The sequence below is a fragment of the Pseudoalteromonas sp. SG41-5 genome (genome assembly GCF_014164495.1).
Classification (GTDB): domain Bacteria; phylum Pseudomonadota; class Gammaproteobacteria; order Enterobacterales; family Alteromonadaceae; genus Pseudoalteromonas; species Pseudoalteromonas rhizosphaerae.
Genome location: NZ_JACJFH010000003.1, coordinates 80,993 through 102,733, shown reverse-complemented (window position 1 = coordinate 102,733; position 21,741 = coordinate 80,993). Strand labels below are relative to the sequence as shown.

Below are 21,741 nucleotides of genomic sequence, written 5' to 3'. Positions count from 1 at the left end.
TATTCTATTTTGGATCTAATCGTGGCTTTTAAACAACAGTTTTTTTTACTTAAACGCCAGCGTTCTTTTTGGCTTACTATTTGCCTGTTTATCATTGTGGTGATCTCAAATTCATTATCACTGTTTAATTCATCAAATGCCTTTTTCTATAGCCGTTTAGCAAATCTTACACAAAGCCAGCAAAGCAATGTTGTGATCATTGAAAGTGAGCATTTAAGTCGCGAACATAATGAACTAGTACAACAACTATTAAGCTATCAACCAAAAGCAGTATTGGTTTTTGCTAATGAACAACTAACAGTAAATAAAACCTTGACGGACATGGCACAAAACACTGTTTTTTACCCACACCCTAAAAATGACTACTGCCTACCACATATAAACGATTGGTCTGGCTACAATGTTGAATTAGCCGCTATGGCTGACAGCTCATGTCTGGCAATTTGGCCGACACTGTTTAACGACCTTGATAGTAGCAAAAGTGTATTGCTTAACTTCGCTTTAGCCCCTTCTGCACTGCCAAAGTTTTCAGCTGAACGGCTGATGACAATGGACATTATGGCCAGCCAGTTACAAAACAAAATCATTATTCTCGGTCAACATAATGCTGGTTTAGGGGTAAAACTTAATGCGCCTAAATTAACCCAGACATCAAACTATTTATTACTTACTGCTTATATTGCCGATACACTTGATAAGCAAAGCAGCATATCGCTACTGACACTATGGCAAAGCACCCTACTGCTGCTTAGTATTTCTTTACTACTGCTGTTCGCTTTTCAAAAATTATCAATTAGTTACAGTATCGTAATTGCAGTGCTAACAAGTATATGTTGGTTTGGCTTAGGGTATTTTATTTTAGTGTTTCAGCATTTATTTTTACCCGTTGGCCAGATGACCATTTTTACCTTTATTACACTAGTGTGGGTAATATTGGTTAGAAAACTCAACGAAGACAGGGAGCTCACTAGCCTAATTGGGAATATTCAACAGAAAATGGCTGGGCGCTATTTACCAAAGTCATTTATTTCTCAAAGCTCGCCTTGGGATGCGATTATTCGCTTGGTAACTCAACAACTTGCTTTGAATAAATCGATATTTTTAGCGCGAAAAGAAGGCGATCACCGACTAACCGAAATAAGAGCCGTCAATTGCCACCTTAGTGATATTAAAGAAATGCGCCGCGATTATAAGCGCGCGCCATATTCAGATGCTTTAAAAGAATTTGGTGTTGTGCCAATTTTGCGCCCATTTTTTAATGAGCTAAGTGACGGTGAGCTGCAATATATCGTGCCATTTATCTATGCCGGTGATGTGCGTGGTTTTTGGGCAATGACAGTAATGCCTGATGCACAATTTAACAAACAAGCATTTGAGCGCAATGTAAATGCCTTTGCCGGACAAGTGGGTGAATTACTGTTCCATTATCGAATTATTGAATCACAAAATAATGCTAATGATAGCGCCCTATCTCAACTACTCACTTTGAAATTACAAGAACCGCTCAGCCAGCAAGTGAAAACGTCGATAGCGGAAATGGAACAAAAGCTAACGACCTTAGAGCATGTGTTTAATAATGTTCGCTCTGCGACTGTATTATTTAATTTATTTGGTCAAGTGGTGCAAATAAACAAATCGTTAGAAAAACTAGCTGCGCAGCATCAATTCTCTATTTTTGATATGACAGCATTGGATTTGCTCTGCTTAGTTACTGATTTAGATACTGAAACCGCGAAAGGTAAATTACGCTTTATCACCTTACAAAAAGGCGATATTTATCTTCAAGCTAAGCTTGATGAAAATACCTATATACTCAATGTTCGAGCAATGGATGCAAGTCATCTACAAAATGCATCTGGCGAGCCATTTCAGGTTTCAGGTATTTTATTTGAGTTTATTGATATTGCGTTTTTTATTGAGCAAATGCCCAACAGCAAACAACTGTGTGATTCATTATGCAAACAACAGCAATTTTACGCTCAAAACTTGATGGAGCCATCAACTAGTGGGTGATTTTATTTTACAATTGTTTCCAGCAGGTGGTGGCTTAGGTCAATCGGTGATCACCACTGTATGGATAGGCATTACTGTTGTTTGTTTGTTAAATTTACGATTTGGTTTTCCGCTTACTGGGCTTGTTGTGCCTGGTTATTTAGTGCCACTACTTATTGTTAGCCCAACCTCAGCCGCCGTTATCTTAATTGAAGCGGTAGTAGTGTATGGCTTAATGCTCTTTAGCGCTAAGTACGTAATGCAAAGATTTGGCTACGCCGAGATGTTTGGTCGTGACCGCTTTTTTGCCATTATCTTGATCAGTATTTTAGTGCGTGTAGTCATGGATACTTTGTTTTGGCCATTGATTGCTAACGTGCTCAGCGGTTGGGATATAACCTTTGATTATTCATCACAGCTTTATTCCCTGGGGTTAGTTATTATCGCCCTCACTGCCAACGTGATGTGGAATGGTGGCTTTAAGTACGGCATGAAAGTTACCATTGTTCAGCTACTAATTACTTTCTTATTAGTTCGTTTTGCACTCATGCCAATGACTAACTTTAGCATCGCCAATTTAGCAATTATGTATGAAGCGGTTGCCGCATCAATTATAGCGGCACCAAAAGCCTATATTATTTTGGTGATCACTGCGTTTATTGCGTCGCGTGCCAATATTAAATATGGCTGGGAATTTAATGGCATTATGCTACCCGCATTATTGGCGCTGCAGCTTATGCAGCCAACTAAATTGCTCACATCCTTTGCAGAAACAGCCATTATACTGATCATTGGTGCTTCGCTATTAAACTTTACGCGGTTACGTAATGCCAATATTGAAGGTGCAAGATTATTGCTATTTTTCTTCAATATCGGTTTTATCTATAAGTTATTTTTAAATTATTTTGTGGTGCACTACTACCCTGAAATAAAAGTTACCGATACCTTTGCTTTTGGTTATATGCTGTCTACGCTTTTAGCATTAAAAATATATCAAAAAAGCGCACTAGGCTTAGTGATCCGAGCCACCTTTCAAACTTCAATCCTAGGCGGTGCGTTAGCCATTGTGATCGGCTTTATTATCATGTTTATCCCTTCTTTATTTGTTACAACTGACATTAAAGAATTGCAAAGCACAAACAAAGTCAGCGCTCTTGGTCAACAGATCAGTGAATATAAAAGCTACCTTTATACGAGCAATAAAGGACAACTAGACATCAGCAGTTATCAAGCTAGTCAGGACAAAAATAACTTTAAACAAGCGATTTATGAAATTAATAAAGCCCCTAATTCAATAGAAAACTTACTGCTGAATAAACAGCGCTTAGCTAAACTTGATTTTCAATTGCAATTTGATGATAGTTATATTTACATTCGCGATGCTAGAAAAACCTCGCAACGCGGGTTATTTGTTATTTCTCGAAAACCAAGCGCAGATTTCATAGTCACGGTACCATTTCCCACTTCAGAAAGTTTAGCGAGCGACTCTGCGGGGCTTATATTTTCACACTTTGACAGTCGTGCCTTAGTATTTGGTACCAGTGCTACACCAACGACGGAATTAACTCATAATAATAAACAAAGTCCTTATTATTTAGCATTTATTGAAGCGCTGGGGCTTGAGCAACTATTTCAAGTACGGGAAGTTAACAATCGCACAAATCGTTTGTTAATCAAAACCCCTGTCGGCGCAACAAGTCAGTATTGGATTTACAATCAGTTACCAAGCTCACTCAGCCAACGTTTGATCCAACAGCTATTAGGACATCAAGAGACTTTTTTTGGTCAAGCAACCAATAGCTCTTTACCTGCAGCAAATTTTAATGGCCAGCTGTTTGAAGTGTTTTTAAATAGTGATAACTACACTACGTTATTAGCTAACATATCTCGTGATGAAAGTAATAACGAGGACAACGCAATTAGCTATGCAACGCAGAGCCTGAATGAAGTGATTGAGCTATTTGCTGACAACATTACCGCTAAAGGCAGTGGCGCTTATAAACCATTAACGGCAAATCAAGCCGCCTTGTGGGAATTTGAAATATTACACCCTCTATACCGTTTAAAAACTAAGCTGACGGATCAAGATGTAGATGAGAATATAATCAATCAACTAAATCAAATTAATGCCACAGCCAGACTAATGGGCTATCAGCTAACATTACTCAATAACGCGCAAGGTCGCTTTTTACTTATCGCCCCTTTCGTTGATGGGGCTGCAATAGCCTATGGTCAAGGTTTCTATGTCATCAATCTGACATCAAGTACCCAACTTAATATTGAAGTACCGCGACCATTATTTGAAAGTAATACCTTAAAGTTTGCCACTGAACTATTTGTAAATAGCCGGGCAGAGCATTTACTGATCGCCGGTGCCCATCCTTATGCGCATCCACAAGCGAATGTATTATTACCCAATAACGTTGATTCATTATTTAATGTGGTTCATCAAAGCTATTTACGGTTTGCACAAAATAATGCCATTTTAAACTTACAAATTCGTAGTCACAGTGCACCATCATGGATCAGACCCACCGCCCTGGCTTTTGAATATACGCAATCAAATAACGCCCACCAGCATCTTTTACAAACACTTAATCACAGTTTGCAAGATTTGGCTGTTGATTACCAAGTTGTGCAAGGCCAAACCGCGACAAGAGGTTTAGAGCTTGGTACGTCGCCGCAATCTGGCTATCAAATATTTGCTCCCCACAGCGAACTAGCAACCCTGTGGCTTGCATCTGATTTTAAACAGCAATTTTCTGTTAACCAGCAAAGTCTTTTACAACGCTTGCTCGCGATTTCAGCGCAACCAACAATTAAAGTAATGAATATAACCACATTATCGCCTGCCAATTGGCAAGCTGTAAGTTCACAGCAGCAAAGTCATTTTTTAAAAACGATTGAGCATTATGCCAGCACGCAACGCTTGACGGCACTGGCACAACTATGTAAACCATTCGCTAACTGTGAATTACAAACAATTGAATTTGAAGGCCGCCAAGAGTATGCCCTCGCGATCAGACAAAAAGGTAAGCTGTTGGCAATTTTTAATCCGATAACAAACCGTCTCACTGACCAAAACCGTTTTAACACTATGATGATTGAGGGATCGTATGCAATTTATTAAACGACTCTTAAAAATACTCATATTGCTCCTAATACTTACTGGGCTTAGTTTTGCGCTGTTTAGTTTTTATCTGTGGATACAGTCAGCTGAACCTATAACTAGCCGTTCGGATGAAGAGACACGCTCTAACGTTCAATGGCTAAGCACTGAAAAACCATTGATTTTTTCGTTTTCTAGCACTAGAACACACTCGATCCGAGTATTATCAAATGCGATATTTTCTGAACCACAGGATTTAGATAAACCGATAAACTATGCCATTGAATACGCATTCTTAAATGAAAAAAAACAAGTAATTAGTAGTCATGTCTATCACCATGCGTCAAAACTAACACCTCCCGACAATGAGCAACAAATAAAGCAAATTATTGAAAATCGGCAAGCTTTACAGGTCTCATCTGGGCAATCTTTTTATATCAGCCCAGAACAATTAAAGAACGTTACCAGCGTATCATTAAAGTTAATTAGCGAAGATAGCCAAGTTATGGGAGTTGTAGTGCGAGTCCATGCTAAAACACATAACGATAATGATGATAAATACAGCGCGTGGCTCAAGTTACCATTAGAGCGAAGAGAGCGAAGCAGCGCATATCACAGTATTGGGGTTAATGCGTTATCAACCACAGAAATAAACAATGCAGTTACCTATTCATGGCTAAAACTTGCTCCACAAGGTATTCCTGGGATCGACTTTAAAGCCGACATTTTATATGAAACGCTGCCCTACAATGTTGTTACTTATGACTTTGCGCAGCAACAACTTAATTTAAATGACTATTACACCGATGCGACACTGTGTGCGAGCATTGAACTAAAACAGCCAGATTCGCTTATTTTCAGTCTGGACAAATCAGCTGAAATCAATTTAACTTGGTATGATTTAAGTCAGTTTATTGCACCACATACTGTGCTTTATCGCGCAAATACAGCGCAGCCACTGAGCTTTATTACCGAGCCATTAGATATTGGTTTAGTAACTATATGCAGCACCGAGCCACTGTTAAGTAATTGGTCTTTTAGCTCACTACAACCGTTAACGACCGCACAAGATGGTTACTATCAAATAAGTAACTTATTAAATGCTCGCTTCACACTTGAAGGAAGTAGCGATATTAACATCGATCTCAGATCATCTAGTCGAGGTCATGCTACTGTGATTGTTTATGATCAAAATAATCAGCCAATTGATACCTTTACTATTTCTTATGACGATGAATTATCTGAATTTGATCGAGTTATTCTAGATTCCACACAACGAGAAAAAATCCCTAAAGCAAATAGCTTTTATTTACGTCTTAACGAACGTGCAGCGGCATTGGTAATTACAACTGAGCAACCGACTCTTGTACGTGTCAAATCACGTAATAGCCAGTTTAACTATCAACGTACGGTATGCCATACGAAATGTATTGAAGATCCAAACTTTCATGATATTGCCGCTTGGTATGAGCAACAAGCTGATAACCATTACGACTTTACTGAACAAGATAGTTACGTCAATATCCGAGTTTTCCAAGAGCCACCAGAGATCCTAATTAAAGACAGTTTCTATCAATCAAGAGAGCTGTTTAAACAATTACCGATCTCTAATGTCGCATTGGTCAATAGCCCAACAAAATATTTTACCCCAGTTACTGAGCCCAGCCCTTATAACTTTGCACCATTGCAAAATAAGCATCTGCTGCAAGCGGCGACTAATGCGCCAAGTACAGATCCAGGCAGTGTGGTTTATCAACTAAACAACAAAACAGCCAGAGAAGTAAATTTAGTAGACACTGGCTTTGAACAACTGGCAAGTATTGAAAAAAATGCCCAACAAATTTATCAAAACTGGCAAGGGCAACGCCCGTGGCTTAAACAACGGTTGTATAAACTTACGGCAAATACGCCACTAAAATTAGCATATCCAACGCAACGCCCGTACAGTGTGGTATTAAAAGCGTACAGCCATTATGCTGAGCAGAGCATTATCATCGATATTGCTCAACGTGCTAAATACCAAAGTGGCTTAACCCATGATTATAGTATTGCAAACAAGCGCTATGGACTTCAGCCGAGCCGCTTAAGTGATGCCTTTTTGATCCATCCAAAAGACAGTCAACTATTTGCTTACCCGGCAATTACTCAACAGCTCAATGCTGATGTTCGTGCGCTCAACAGTTTAACCATTACAAGCAATAAAACCGTCTGGATCGCAGTATTAGAAGAGTACGCTAACGAAGAAGTAAAAATAAGGTGGTGGAATGATGATGCAAGCTAAACGCTTACTTGCGATAATATTACTGTTATTAACTAGCGCAAGTTACGCTAGTTCGTCATCACAAAATGGTGCCTATGCGGTTACAAAAGCCCAACTAGCGCAATGGCTGAGCACGCAAACAAACTTGGCGCAAGGCAACGAACTAACATCAGCGTTAACTTTAGTAACGAAAGATGAACACGTTATAGCAGGAGAAATAAAATACCAGTCGAGTGGCAGTCAGTGTATTGCCTATGCTCCGCACCGCTATTTTGACAAACACAGCTACCCTATTGCGATGGCCCTATTTACTGAATGCCAGGTTTTCTTAGCCAATACCATACATCGCAATACACTTGCAGCTGATGGACAAAAAAGTGATCTAGGTAAATACCACTACAGTGTTACCAATGCGTTTATTCAAAGCTACGCCAACACAGTCGATCAGTTCGTTATTTATCAGATACACGGCTTTGATCCAAAAAAACGACACACTAAAAAAGCACGCAATAGTGATGTAATAATCAGTCATGGTGCCAAGCCAGCTACAGCTAAATTACAGCAAATAAGCCAGTGTTTAACTGACAAATTACAACTTGCCAGTTATGTATATCCGTTAGAAGTTACAGAGCTTGGCGGCACAAAAAATATTTTAAATAAAATTCTGCCAAGCAATGGCGAATTTTTCCATATTGAATTAAGTGATATATTACGCGCGAAACTTGTTCAACAGCCTACTTTGATGAGTCAATTTAAAATATGCATTACGCTATAACTGCTATTATTTTCAGCCTATTGCTTACTTTGAGCCCACACGGCTTAGCCAGTAATGACAATATTTTGAGTTCGCCTATGTGGCTAAATGTGACACCTAACGTGCATTTAGATAAATCTCAGCAAGCGATGTATTTTGAAGCTAAACAAAGTCGTTATCTTTGGCTGGCAAAAGGTCAATGGCTGGAGCTGGATAGTACAACATTTAATTCGTTTATTTACAGCTCGGGTACCAGTCACCTTGCCCAGCAGAGACTCAATGTGAGTCGCGATTTTATCTGTGAACAAGCCAAGTGTCAGTTACCGATTGCATCATATAACCGCATTTTAAAAATCACCAATCACCTTGATGAAGGTGTAACCTTAACGGCAATGGTCGGTGAAACAAACCGTCACCGTGATAGCTTCCGTCGCGCCGTAAAGCTACCACGAGCGGTAACTCGTTTACAATATGGTCAAAATATTGAGCATTATTATCACTTTAAAGCGGGCGAAAAAGTAAAACTGTACTTTCAACACGCTAAAAAATTAAAACTAACTGTGCGCAAAGATTTACTAAATAAAGATATTAACGGCAAAGTCTATACCTATGTAAATGAGCAACCGATCAGTGTGCTCGGTGTTATTGCCAGTCGCGCCAGCGAGTATAGTGACCAACACATTGGTTTGGCCAATACCGATTACTTAGCAATAGATAAAGGTGAATACCTAACTATACGTAGTGAAACAGACGCTTATATTAAACTTGAGCAAAATCACAGAGCAATTTTTGATGATCAAGCAATGGATAAGCAACAAGAACGTTTGTTTCAACCATATTGGGTTAATAATTTAGACAACACGCTGCGTACTATCTACTCTCAACACGACTTATCACAGCTAAACAATTCACCTTATCAAAGTGGTGAATTACTTTCGCAACGTCGTTATCAAGATTTACTTAGCACAATTTCATCTCGCGATTTTCTTGTTCCGAAGTCGCAGGATAAAGCGTACTTTAATAGTCAATTTAAGCAGTTTGATAGCTTTAGCGGACTGCGGATGGTTGATGATACTGGCTACCCTGTACTATCAGAGCACTATGCGCAAATACATCAATTAGGCCAGCAACAGCATCAATTTTCTCTAAACAATAAACAGCGCGTGAGAACGACGATAACACTGCATGCGCGCAGCAGTGTCGATAGCCAATTGTTAGTTCGCAGTGGTAACTTAAAATGGCATTTAACCTTGCTAAAAAGCGAAAATTTTGCCGCTTTTGAGTTAAACGTGCCTTTAACAACAACTCAATTAAGCATTCAGAATCTTCAGCAACAGCGCCAACCAATTGAATACGTAATGCAAAGTGATCAATTACTAGATTTACCAAATAATGAATTGCTCTATGCACAAGCAGGTACGCTAAAAGAAAAAAGTAATCTTATTCATAACTTATTGGCCCAGCAAATTAGCCAAATCGGTGATGAGTTTACTGCCGCACTGCTCCCTTATAAACCACTGAAAACAAAAACTTCCACTGATACTATGCATTGGCAACATCAACTCGGTGAAGCTGAGTATTTAATGGCAGAGCATCCACTTCAGGCACTGCAATTAATTAAAAAATTAGTCAACGTGCCCAATACAGATATTGCAATTAAAGCGTGGCAATTGCGTCTCACTATTTTGATGGCGCAAGGGCGCGACGCTTTAGCCAAAAGCTACCTTGAAGGGCTCTACAAAAGCAGCCAAGAAGTGGCTATCAAATCCTATGCTGGCAATCAGTTGATACAACAATATCAAGCATTAGAGCAAGACTATAAACTGCAAGGTTTATGTGCCAATGCTTTGGATTTATTAGCGCCATGTAGGAACATTTTGATTGCGCTTGCAATCAAACAACAAAAAAACTTACTCGCATTGTGGTTAAGTCATGACTTACCTAATCAAGCGGCATTGCAAACAAGCTTTGCAAAATTAAATTGGCGCGATTACAGCGAAGCAGATATTCAACAGCCCAGCTACGAACTTGATTACCCAGGCACGCAAACGCTTGCCAGCCCAACGGGGTTAATACAAGCACTGGTGGTTAATAAAAGCCAAGCGGTAACATTCAAAGCGCAAAGCCAACCACTCACAATTGCCCTAAGAGCGCGCAGTACCAGTGTTCAAAATGGTCAATATAAAATGAGCTGGTTGTTTGCACAACAGACATCGCAATCATCAAAATCAGCGCAACACACTGTACTGCCAATTTTTTCTGATATTAACTCGCAAACCCTATTACGCAATGATGCTCAACCGCTGTCGATCTCCAGTGACGCGTTGATCACATTACAAGCTGGTGAGTCAGTTCGCTTATATAGTGATCAACAAACATTTATTTCCTATAAAATACTCTCGCAGCCATTGACGACAACGTATAATTATCAAAATATGGCAACCCGCTATTTTTGGCAAACACCATTTATGGCGTTGCTATATGACACCGATATCAACATGCAGACGTTATTGAATAATACCTTATTTAAGTTAGCGGATAAAACGCTAACCACCAATGAGTACACGCAAGTTTTAGCGAAAGTAAATGCCCTGAGCTTACCTCCACAACTCGCGCAGTTATTTTCACGTATACAAAGTTATGGCCAGTGGGTTCCTCTACAAGACTATACTGACTTTGCTGGCACGCAACTCATTGCTGTGGATTCTCAAGATGAGAGTAGCTATAGCGACCAATTACTGCGTACCAGTAGCCAAGGCGGTTTTACGCAAGGATTAGTCTTACGCCCACATCATGATTTACATATTGACTTGAGCCAAACCCGCTCAGAACAAATTCGTTTAAACTTTCATTTTTCGGTCGCAGAGTTATCTGCAGCGGCTGACTTATCCCAAGGGAATGTCGCGAACGTTGCAATAAAATTAGCCACATCGGAAAAAGTTTGGTCAATACAACCTGATAAACCAACTGCATTTGGTTTTAATAAAACTGAGCTAACCGATAATGTGCTCTCGTTGCAATGGCTTAATCCTTATTTATCACAAATGATGACAATCAGCGCACAAGAGTACCGTAATGGTCGCTGGTATGACTTACCGCTTAGCAATAACTTGTTATTTTACACTGTTCTGCCAGAGCGGCATTTAATCGCACAATTACCAGCCGATCGCTTAGTTAAGCTCGAGCAAATGCTCCCAAGCAGTATTGTTGGTGAATTTGAACAACGCCTTGAACGCAGCTTTTTCCACCCAGCAGGTAAAATAGAAGTCAGCACCGACAGCATCAAGCACGTTCGCTTATATACTTGGCAATTGAGTGAAAGCAATCATAAAATATCTAATTTTGAAGCCGAGCAAAACAGCTTCGCAAACACCGTAATTTACCAACTGCCCGTTGCTCAGCGTGCCCTGCAAACTGAGGTCGCACAGTTTCATCCAGACGACTTAAGCTGGCAAGCATTTATTAATTATGACCGCCGAGGTATTTTTGAATCTAGCGAAAACGTCCCTATTCGTCATAGTATGGATGTTGGCGCTAGGTTTCGATTAAGTGACGATGAGAATTGGTATCGTCTTGATCTTACTTACTCTTTGAGCGAACAAGATAGCGAACTATTTTCGATTGATGGCTATCATTCTTGGCAAGATCATGACAGTCCTTGGTACGTCGACAGCGCCTTGCAAACCACATGGCAACCAAGTCAAGCAGACACTGACAGCCAATATGCATTTAATACCTATGTGCAGATTGGTCAGATCTGGCGCATTGATGAAAGTCATCGTCATCAATGGCAAATAAGTCCATTCTACAGCTACAGCAGTGCTAATATTGAAGACTTTTTATTTGATCCTAAACTCAATTCAGACATTTATAATTTTTATCGCGAAGATCACCCGCATGGTTGGCGAGGCGAATATCAATATCGCTATCAACCGTGGGTTGATAGTTACTTTAATTTTCTCGCCGGCAGCACGTCCAATGCCGATTGGACAAGCCTAGATATTTTGCGTTTTGGCGCATCTTGGCATCAATATTATCAAGGGCAAATCTTCCAAGCCGGATTAACCAGTTACTATAAGTTTGCTGATAAACATCGCCCTAATAGCACATGGCAATACATCACCAGTGTAGGTTGGCGAAAACAGCTGCCATTAGGTAACTTTTCACAAGGGTGGATCAAAGTACGTTGGGACCAAGATTGGTTTAGAAATGACCATAACATCAGTCTCGAGTTTTCGACTGGCAATATAGCTGACACCGGTTTTGGTGTTTTCTCTCACGACGAAATTATTTTTGAGTCACTGCAACTCAATCACTTTTTAGAGCAGAATTAATATGGCAAACACCAAGAAAGTTACTCCCTCTAGCGAATTAAAAGATCGCTTAGAACATCTATTGTTTGCTGATATTGCTAATTTTTGGCTGGACCTTTATCGCCAAAAATACCGTCAACTTGTTGATGAACTAGCGCAGTGGGAATTGCTGCAAAATATGCCCGATGGCGAAGATCAGGATATTTGGCTATTGCGCCAAGCAATTGCTTTTCTACGTCATCGCGTAGAACATAAACAGCAAAGTTTACAAAAGTTGGATGCCGGTTATCTGCTTTTTATTGAAAGACTCAGTCATGCAGAAATCAGCGCCGAACGTGAATTCCATATTTTAGATTACGCTCAGCAACTAGGCGCCACGTCTGAACAATTACGCCAAGATAAACTTGCCTTTAATCGTTGGTTTGACGAAGGTGCTGTGATCAACCGTTACCAAGATATAGTCGCTGATATTGAACAAACTCTTAAATTTTTAATTGGAAAGCTTGGCGACTTAAGTAATCGCTATTTAAAAAAATCTTCAAACGATATAGCAAAAGCGTGGCAAACTCTGGACTTAGAGAGCTTCTTTTTACAATTATTAACCAAGACCGATAATGAACATGTAAGAAATGCGCTATACCGTGCCTTAGCGAATCAAGTACAACTGATGCATAACTATGATGGCGATCCAGAGCTAAGTGCAAATTTAATTGAAACCTTAGTATTAGCATTAGAAGAGGTGAATACACCGCATTTAGCCCGTTTGGATATATTAGAAATTTTGATCCATCAACGGCCAACCTACATTCGTGCATTTATGCAGCAGCTGATCCAACAAACTGATCAGTGCCAACTTAATGCTGAAGAACGGTTATTTATTTTAGCTGCGTTACCAAAAATTTTAACCAGCCAGAACACATTGAGCCACTTATGTGAAAACCTGTTAATGCAGTTAGCCGAACACAGTTATCCACGAGTAAGGCAAAGTGTTATAGAGCAAGCTGGTAATTTTTCTGTCAGTTTTTTACAAAATTTATTAACCGAACGATTAAAAATAGAAACCGTTGATGCCGTGCGCTTTACGTTAGTTAAACAACTAAGTAGCCCTCGTATAGATACCGACAACTTTGCATTCAAACTCTGGTGGCAACTATTAAGTGGTAATGAAAGCTTTGCCATTAAACGTTTAACGTTAGAGCTCACTGCTCGTATGATGCTCAATCAACAATTAGAGACAAACCAACCAAATAGCGTTTTCACAACTTATATCAATTGTTTAAATGAACGATTGCAGAGCGAGCCGGTGCTGGCTATTCGCCGTTTTATCAGCCGTACCAGAGAGCAATTAGTTGCATTTGAGCATCAAAATTTAATGGCTGAGTTAGAGCAAGTATTACCAAACTCTGCAACCCTATCTCAGCTCGATAAAGAATTAGATGAAGAGTTACTTGGTCGCTTACTCAGTCGTAAAGCTCAGCAAAGCGAAGGCTACAATGTTAGTAAAAATAAATTAACATGGCAGATCCGCAGTGGTTATCGTTATGCGTTTAGGTTGTGGCGTTTTATACATGAATGGCGCAACCCAAGCACAGACAAACGCCAAAGCTTTAATCATAGCAAAGCCCGAAAACCATCTGCCTTTATGCATGTGCCTAGTTGCTCTGTAGCGGAGATAAGCACTACCAATGTTCCTGGCGAACCGTTATTTGATACTGATGAATACTCAGCGCGGCCACATTTACCGTTACCTGATTTCTTACTCTCGGTACTGAGCCAAGACAATTTAAAACAGCCAGCAAAGACCTATACGCCAGATGGTATTTTATTAGTTACCCCGCCAAAGTCATTATTTCAGCGAATTAGCAGTTATATTTGGCTAAGTATTAATATTGATAGTTTAGATACGCAACGTAAAGGTAACGAAATAGAGCAAAACAATTACCTGACAGCACTCAATAAGCATGGTTTTAGTTTTGAATTTAAAGCCTATGGTGAACAACTCGGTTGTACGTTTGATGTAGAGCCAAATATTAGTAAGCTTTATAATAAGCTAAGTTTTTCTCCACTACTGGTAAATATTTGGCTGAATTTTAAAGAGTATCTTTACTCAATCTATCAAAACAGTATTGGTCAGCTTATCTTTTTTGTAGTTGGTTTTATGGTTTATTTTTGGGGACGTCATATTCGCATAAGCCGACGTATAAAAACCGACCGTCAAGCAATTCCAGTCAGTATTGGTGGTTGGGGCACCCGAGGTAAATCTGGCACTGAACGCTTAAAAGCCGCGCTGTTCAGCAGTCTTGCGTTAAAAGTAATAACGAAAACAACGGGCTGCGAAGCAACCCTTATTTATGCTCGCTCCAATGGTGAACAATTTGAAGTGCCTTTATTCCGCCCATTTGATAAAGCCAGTATTTGGGAACAAAGTGATGTTTTACATTTTGCTAAAAATGTCAAAGCAGATGTCTTTTTATGGGAGTGCATGGGCTTAACACCTCGCTACGTCAAAATACTCAGGCAGTGGATGCAAGATAACTTTTCAACTATTACCAATGCCTATCCTGATCATGAAGATATATTAGGACCAACAGGTATTGATGTGGCTAAAGAAATGGCAAACTTTATCGCCCCCAAAAGTCAGGTTTTTACTAGCGAACAAACCATGTTCCCTATTTTAGATAAAGACGCTACACAAAAAAGCAGTACCTTAATTCAGGCACATTGGGGCGATGGTTATCAAATCACACCCGACATTAGAGCACTTTACCCATATGAAGAGCACCCGGATAATATTGCTTTAGTATGTAAGATGGCAGCCTACATTGGCCTGGAAAAAGACTTTGTATTTAAAGAAACAGCACAGCGTATAGTACCTGACATTGGTGTTTTACAACACTTTAGCCCTGTACCTTTTACACATTTTAGCATGTCATTCGTTAATAGTATGTCAGCCAATGAACGCTTAGCGACCATAGAGAACTGGCGACGCTTAGATTTATTTGGCCTAAGCAAGGATCCAAGCAAACAAACCATCGCCTTGATTAACAACCGAAATGACCGTGTAGCACGTTCAAAAGTGTTTGCCCAGATGCTCGTCGAAGATTTACCGTTTGATAAAATGGTTGTCATTGGTACCAATGTTGATGGCTTTTATAGCTATTACTTGCACGCTTTTGCTGAGCGCTTTGAACGAATAATTAGTAATAATGATTTACAGGAATTAGAATTGTTGTGCTCTCAGCTACACTGCATTAAAGAAGCAGATACAGTTGCCGAAATAATGAATAAAGCACTTGAAGGTAGCTACCAGGCAAAAGAATTTACCGCCTTGAATAATGCAGAGCAATTTACTGATTGGCTCAATGGACAGGCACAAACATTAAGTGAACAGCAGCGGATAAGTTTGCAAGATGTTTTTAATCACTATTTAAGCTATCAACAGATGCGGCCTTTGTTGAGTGATTTAAAAAAGAATCAACATAATTTACAAACAATATTATTGGAATTAGTCAAAAGTAAATGCATATTAATTACTAACTCCAAGGTCACCCCCGATCAATTAACGATCATGCTAACGGCACTTGCGAGGCCTCACTGTCACCAAGTCATCATTGGTATGCAAAACATTAAAGGAGCTGGCTTAGGCTATGTTTATGGCTGGCAACAATGGCAAAAGATTTACGATAGCATAAGTATGCTTTTAGATAACAATTGCTCAGCTGAACAGTTTAAAAAAACCTTAACGCGCTTATCACTGATCAGTACATTTAGTCAGCTTGAGCATGCTTATTTAAGCAGTGCGTTATTAGAGATAAAAAAAATGCATCATGCGCAAAATGAATACAGCCAAGCAGAGCTTGTGCATATTAATGAACGTTTGAATAAACATCAGCAACAGCTAGACAATAAAACCGACAGCCAGCAACAAGGCCCATTAAAAAGATTTGCCATACAAGTGGCTGAATCATTTTTAGATGCTGGGGCTGCTGTTAAACGCAAAAAAATTGCCAACCAAGTTTATAAAGATATCGCAACCCAGCGTATTACTCTTGAAAAAGCTATTACGGTCTTAGGAAAGCTAAATCGCAATCAAAAGCCCGGCTGGTTAACATTTTCAAATAAAGATAATAGCTAAGTTAATCATACCGTAAAAACCTACAAAGCCTTAATTACTAATTAAGGCATACCGACCTAAACAAATGTATTAACTTAATTTTCAGCTAAAATTTTAGTTATAAAATAAGTAAAATATTTTCAAAGTAATTACATTCAGCAAGTCACTGTTTGCAAATGAATTATTTAAAAAAGACAAATAAAGCAGTGAATTATTGCGAAAACGCTCATGTTCAACATTTGACCGAACCCAATATTTATAGCAAAATAGTACCATGAATTGTTAATAAAAATGTTAACAAAAACAAAATGAATTACTTGGTAGGAAAAGTACTATGAAAAACTCATTGTTTAAGCTTGCAACATTACCTTTATTGATCGCTTCAGGCTTTGCAGCAGCATCAACGAACCTAGTAGCAAATGGTTCTTTTGAAAACACTGCAACAATTTCTGGAACATGGGGATTATTAAATCAAGTCTCAGGTTGGCAACGTTCAAACAATGCTAAGTTTGAAATCCAAACCAATAAGCTTGGCCTTATCAAACCTCAAGATGGCAGCCAGTATTTAGAGTTAGATTCGACAGCTAATTATAGCGTTTCGCAAACATTGAATACTGATGTTGATCATAACTATGAAGTAAGCTTTTATTATTCAGCACGTGTAAGTGGTGATGCAAATACTAATAAAGCAGAAGTATATTGGGATGGTGAGTTACTCGATACGTTAAATTCAACCACCAAAGACTGGCAAAAGTTTACGTACACTGTAAAAGCAAGTTCAGCAGCAACCGAACTTAAATTTATCGGCGCAGGTAAATCTGATTCATTAGGTGCGTTTATTGATGATGTTAAAGTAACTAGCCAATGTGCATCTGGCTTATACGGTATTAATAACTTCGGTACGAATGAAGAAGGATTTGTTTACTTTTTCAATACTGACACAAACACATACTCTAAAGTAACGGGTTTAAGTAACACGGCATCAAATATTGCATCACATAATGGTGTTTTATATTTCATGGAGCAATTAGATAGCTCGACTAAAATCTCGCAAATTTTATCACTTGACCTTGCTACGAATGAGCAGGCATTGGTTACATCTGCAACTTCGTACCCGATTTACCGCTCTGCAATGAACGCTGATGGCACAACATTACGTACCACAAGCAAAACATACATGTACGATTTTGACCTAGCTACAGGTGATAAAACAGTACTTGGTAAATTAACTTTCCCTGGTGATTCGTTCGCTGATGGTGATATTGCTTATTCAGCTGATAATAATGTTCTTTACGTTCTTACCGGTAAAGCACTTTATACTATTGACCAAGGTTCAATGGAGTTGTCTTTAATTGGTGAGCATGGTGTTGATCAAGCATCTGGTATCGCAATTGCTGCAGATGGCACAATTTATGTTTCAGGACGTGTAAAAGGCGAGAACGCTAAAATTTACCGATTAGATCAAAATACTGCGGCGGCAACATTCATTATGGATGGCCCTTCACATGTTAATGATTTAACGTTTGTTGATAGTAACTACTGTAACTAATTTACACTGTTAATAAGTCTTTATTTAAAGGCCGAGTAATTTATTACTCGGCTTTTAGTATTTGTTACACAATGCCACCTTATTTACCCGCTATACAAAAAATGAGCAAGTGTCATTTCATTACGCTTATTACCGCAAAGCCCCTTAGTGCCTTACGCTGACGCTTTAAAGCCATCAGTAATCTAACTATCGCAAGCACTTCCCCTGCACTGCCCGTGTATGTATACTTAGGCGCAATTGTAGCTAGGATAAGGGTGTGACTCTTACCCACTAAGCAATCTTAGTGAGCAAACCATTACCTTAGCTGCATTAAAAATAATATTCATGGCCACCCGTTCTATTTGTGTTGAAAGCACATGAACGACCAAAGCAAAAAATATAAGGCCGCAATAATTAACGTTGAGTTAGGAAGTAAATATGAGTTCATTACCTAAAGCAGGTGATTTTTTAGGGCATCCTAAAGGATTATTTCTGTTGTTCGGCACAGAAATGTGGGAGCGATTTGGTTATTACGGCATGCGTGCCATTTTAGTACTTTATCTTGTTGCTATTGTCCAAGACGGTGGTTTTGGTTGGAGTAATGCAGACGCACTAAGCCTTTATGGTACGTTCACAATGGCGGTTTATATCACTCCATTATTTGGTGGTTGGTTAGCTGATAACGTACTTGGTCAACGAAAAGCTATTATCATCGGCGGTCTACTAATGGCTGCTGGCCATTTTACTATGGGTATCCCCCACGATATGTTAGCCGGCCAACAAGAAAACGTATTTTATATCGGTCTTGCTTTATTATGTATGGGTAACGGTTTATTTAAACCTAACATCTCAACTATGGTTGGCGACTTGTATAAAGAGGGTGATCAACGTCGTGATGGCGCCTTCACAATCTTCTATATGGGTATCAACTTAGGTGGTGCGCTTGGTCCACTTGTTGCGGGTTTCGCAGCTGCATCTATGGGTTGGCAATATGGCTTCATTGTAGCAGGTGTTGGTATGCTTGTATCTGTGGCGATGCAAGTGGTTTTAAGTAATAAATACTTAGGTGATATTGGTGTTGTTCCTGCAGCTAAATTAGCGCAATCACAATCAACTTCAGATACCAAAGAGCCGCTAACTAAAGTAGAAACTGACCGTATCAAAGTTATTTTCACTATGAGTGTATTTAGTATCATATTTTGGATGGGTTTTGAGCAAGCCGGTGGCTTGATGAATTTATTCGCAAATGATTACACAGACCGTATGTTGTTCAACTTTGAAATTCCAGCCTCTTGGTTTCAATCATTAAACTCTATTTTCATTATCATTTGTGCTCCTATCGTTGCCATCGTTTGGCTAAAACTTGATAAACGTGAACCTAATTCACCCGTTAAGTTTGCCATTGCGTTGATATTTTTAGCGCTTGGTTTCATCACTATGATTTTAGCACTTATGACTCAAGGTCACGGTGAGCCATTACAGATCAGCATGATGTGGTTAGTGTTATTTTACTTATTCCATACTCTGGGTGAATTATGTTTATCACCTATCGGCTTATCAATGGTGAGTAAACTAGCACCACTGCGTTTAGCATCAATGCTAATGGGTATTTGGTTCCTATGTACTGCGGTTGCAAATAAGATTGCAGGTTTCGTTGGTTCATTCTTAGGTGAAGGCGAAGAAGCGCTTGATAACGCATTAGGCATTTTTATTGGTTTAGGTGCCACTGCTGTTCTCTCTGCTGTGATCATGTACTTACTAAGCGATAAGCTTGTTAAGTGGATGCACGGTGCTGAAGGTCAACACGAGCCACAAACACAAGAACACATTTTAGCTGAAGAGCTTGAAGTAGTTGCTGAAAAACCGTAACTCTGTGTTTATTATCTCCCCACAAGCTATGACGCTTGTGGGGATTTTTGTTGCTCTATTTATATCACCATGATTAATTCCTGCCAACCAAACGTCGATTTAAGTTACGATATTAATAAGGCTGACTTCGAAGCGCGTAACAAAAGATTATAAATTACTTTTCAACAGCTTCATTAAACACATCTGATAGGCCACCACGCACGTTCAACGAAACGCTGTAGCACTGCTAGCAAAATGCCCCAGCCATTACTAGTGACCTTAGCTTAGCGCAGAAGAGTTAGTTTTTTAACAAATACGGCTCTAGCGTAAACAATTTATTACACCACGTATATTTAATAAGGGGTGAATAGTTCCTTTATTTGATTATTTACCCCCTTAAATAAGAATAAATTAATTCTATTTATCAATAAGTTAACAAAAGTTTAAGTTACTTAATACAAGACCTTTCAATACAAATCTCAAAACCAAGCATTAATGCTTATGCATTTTAAAATGATCGTCCCATTTAATTTACAAAGAGCCGTTTGCCTAAATAGCTATCGGCTCTTCCCCTGCTGCCAATTATGGTTAATTATCTGCGCATCAGACACAACAAGACGCAGTGTTTATTGCGGGAGAATTATAATGAGTGAAGTAACTAACCCTTTAGGTTTGGTAGGTATCGAGTTTACTGAATACGCTACACCTGATGCAGATTATATGGATAAAGTATTTACCGATTTTGGTTTTTCAAAGCTCAAAACATTTAAAGGTAAAGACATTGTTTATTACAACCAAAACGATATTCACTTTTTACTAAATAATGAACGTGATGGTTTCTCTGCAGAATTTGCAAAAAGTCATGGCCCTGCAATTTGTTCTATGGGTTGGCGTGTAGAGAATGCTCAACAGGCATTTGACACCGCAGTAGCACGTGGTGCAAAACCAGCGACTGATTCAACTCATAAAGACCTACCATACCCGGCAATTTACGGTATTGGTGACAGCTTAATTTATTTTATTGAGCAATTTGGTGATAAAGGTTCAATCTATGAGCAAGACTTTGAAGACTTAAGCGAACAAAACATTGTTGATGATAAAGGCTTTATCCGCATTGACCATTTAACTAATAACGTTTATAAAGGCACTATGGAAACATGGGCTAACTTTTATAAAAACGTATTTGGTTTTACTGAAGTTCGTTACTTTGATATCAAAGGCCAAAAAACAGCCTTGATCTCTTATGCACTTAAATCACCGTGCGGCACCTTCTCGATTCCAATCAATGAAGGTAAAGGCAACGATAACAACCAAATCGATGAATACCTTGGTGAATACAATGGCCCAGGCGTGCAGCATTTAGCATTCTTAACAGATGACCTAGTAAGCTCACTAGATAAGCTTGATAAATCAACCATTGCCACGCTTGATATTATTCCTGAGTACTACGATACAATTTTCGATCGTGTACCTTGGGTTGCAGAAGATAAAGAAAAGATCCGTGAACATCAGATCTTAGTCGATAGCCAAAGTGAAAATTGCTACTTGTTGCAAATTTTCTCGAAAAACTTATTTGGCCCAATCTTTATCGAGATGATCCAACGTGTTGATGACGGCGGTTTTGGTGAAGGTAACTTCCAAGCACTGTTTGAATCAATCGAGCGCGACCAAGAGCGCCGCGGCGTTTTATAAGCACCGTATTGTAAATTTAAAAAGCAGCGTACTTCGCTGCTTTTTGTCGTTTCATCAATATTATAAATGACAATCTGAATTTCACTGTTTAAATCGCGCTATTCATCACCATATCCACTGTAAAGCGCGAC

The 21,741-nt window shown here is 39.1% G+C and carries 9 protein-coding genes; all 9 read left to right on the top strand.

What is annotated here, in order from left to right; all coding sequences use genetic code 11:
• Positions 1-21 precede the first annotated feature (21 nt).
• The 9 genes from H5232_RS01600 to hppD all read left to right on the top strand — a co-directional run bounded on the left by H5232_RS01600 (position 22) and on the right by hppD (position 21,610).
• Complete coding sequence (locus H5232_RS01600) at positions 22-2,013, top strand: hypothetical protein (protein WP_182794078.1); 1,992 nt, start codon at positions 22-24, stop codon at positions 2,011-2,013.
• Complete coding sequence (locus H5232_RS01595) at positions 2,006-5,122, top strand: poly-gamma-glutamate biosynthesis protein PgsC/CapC (RefSeq protein ID WP_182731089.1); 3,117 nt, start codon at positions 2,006-2,008, stop codon at positions 5,120-5,122. The genes H5232_RS01600 and H5232_RS01595 overlap by 8 nt, the downstream gene beginning before the upstream one ends.
• On the top strand, positions 5,109-7,382 hold the full coding sequence (locus H5232_RS01590) for a hypothetical protein (protein WP_182830497.1): 2,274 nt from the start codon (positions 5,109-5,111) through the stop codon (positions 7,380-7,382). Before H5232_RS01595 ends, H5232_RS01590 begins: the two co-directional genes overlap by 14 nt.
• Positions 7,366-8,136 carry a hypothetical protein gene (locus tag H5232_RS01585; RefSeq protein WP_182717066.1) on the top strand — a complete coding sequence of 257 codons (771 nt, stop codon included), beginning with the start codon at positions 7,366-7,368 and terminating at the stop codon, positions 8,134-8,136. Before H5232_RS01590 ends, H5232_RS01585 begins: the two co-directional genes overlap by 17 nt.
• Entirely contained in the window at positions 8,121-12,449 is a 4,329-nt protein-coding gene (locus H5232_RS01580) for a hypothetical protein (RefSeq protein WP_182830496.1), read from the top strand. The genes H5232_RS01585 and H5232_RS01580 overlap by 16 nt, the downstream gene beginning before the upstream one ends.
• 1 nt (position 12,450) lies before the next feature.
• On the top strand, positions 12,451-16,563 hold the full coding sequence (locus H5232_RS01575) for a poly-gamma-glutamate synthase PgsB (RefSeq protein ID WP_182794075.1): 4,113 nt from the start codon (positions 12,451-12,453) through the stop codon (positions 16,561-16,563).
• 313 nt (positions 16,564-16,876) lie between these two features.
• Positions 16,877-18,091 (top strand): hemolysin-type calcium-binding protein, encoded by a 1,215-nt coding sequence (locus H5232_RS01570; protein WP_182717063.1) that lies wholly within the window; start codon positions 16,877-16,879, stop codon positions 18,089-18,091.
• Positions 18,092-18,508: 417 nt separating this feature from the next.
• A complete protein-coding gene (locus H5232_RS01565) occupies positions 18,509-19,939 on the top strand; it encodes a peptide MFS transporter (protein ID WP_149980828.1) in 1,431 nt (476 codons plus the stop codon).
• A gap of 624 nt (positions 19,940-20,563) precedes the next feature.
• A complete protein-coding gene (hppD, locus tag H5232_RS01560) occupies positions 20,564-21,610 on the top strand; it encodes a 4-hydroxyphenylpyruvate dioxygenase (RefSeq protein WP_182739377.1) in 1,047 nt (348 codons plus the stop codon).
• Positions 21,611-21,741 lie beyond the last annotated feature (131 nt).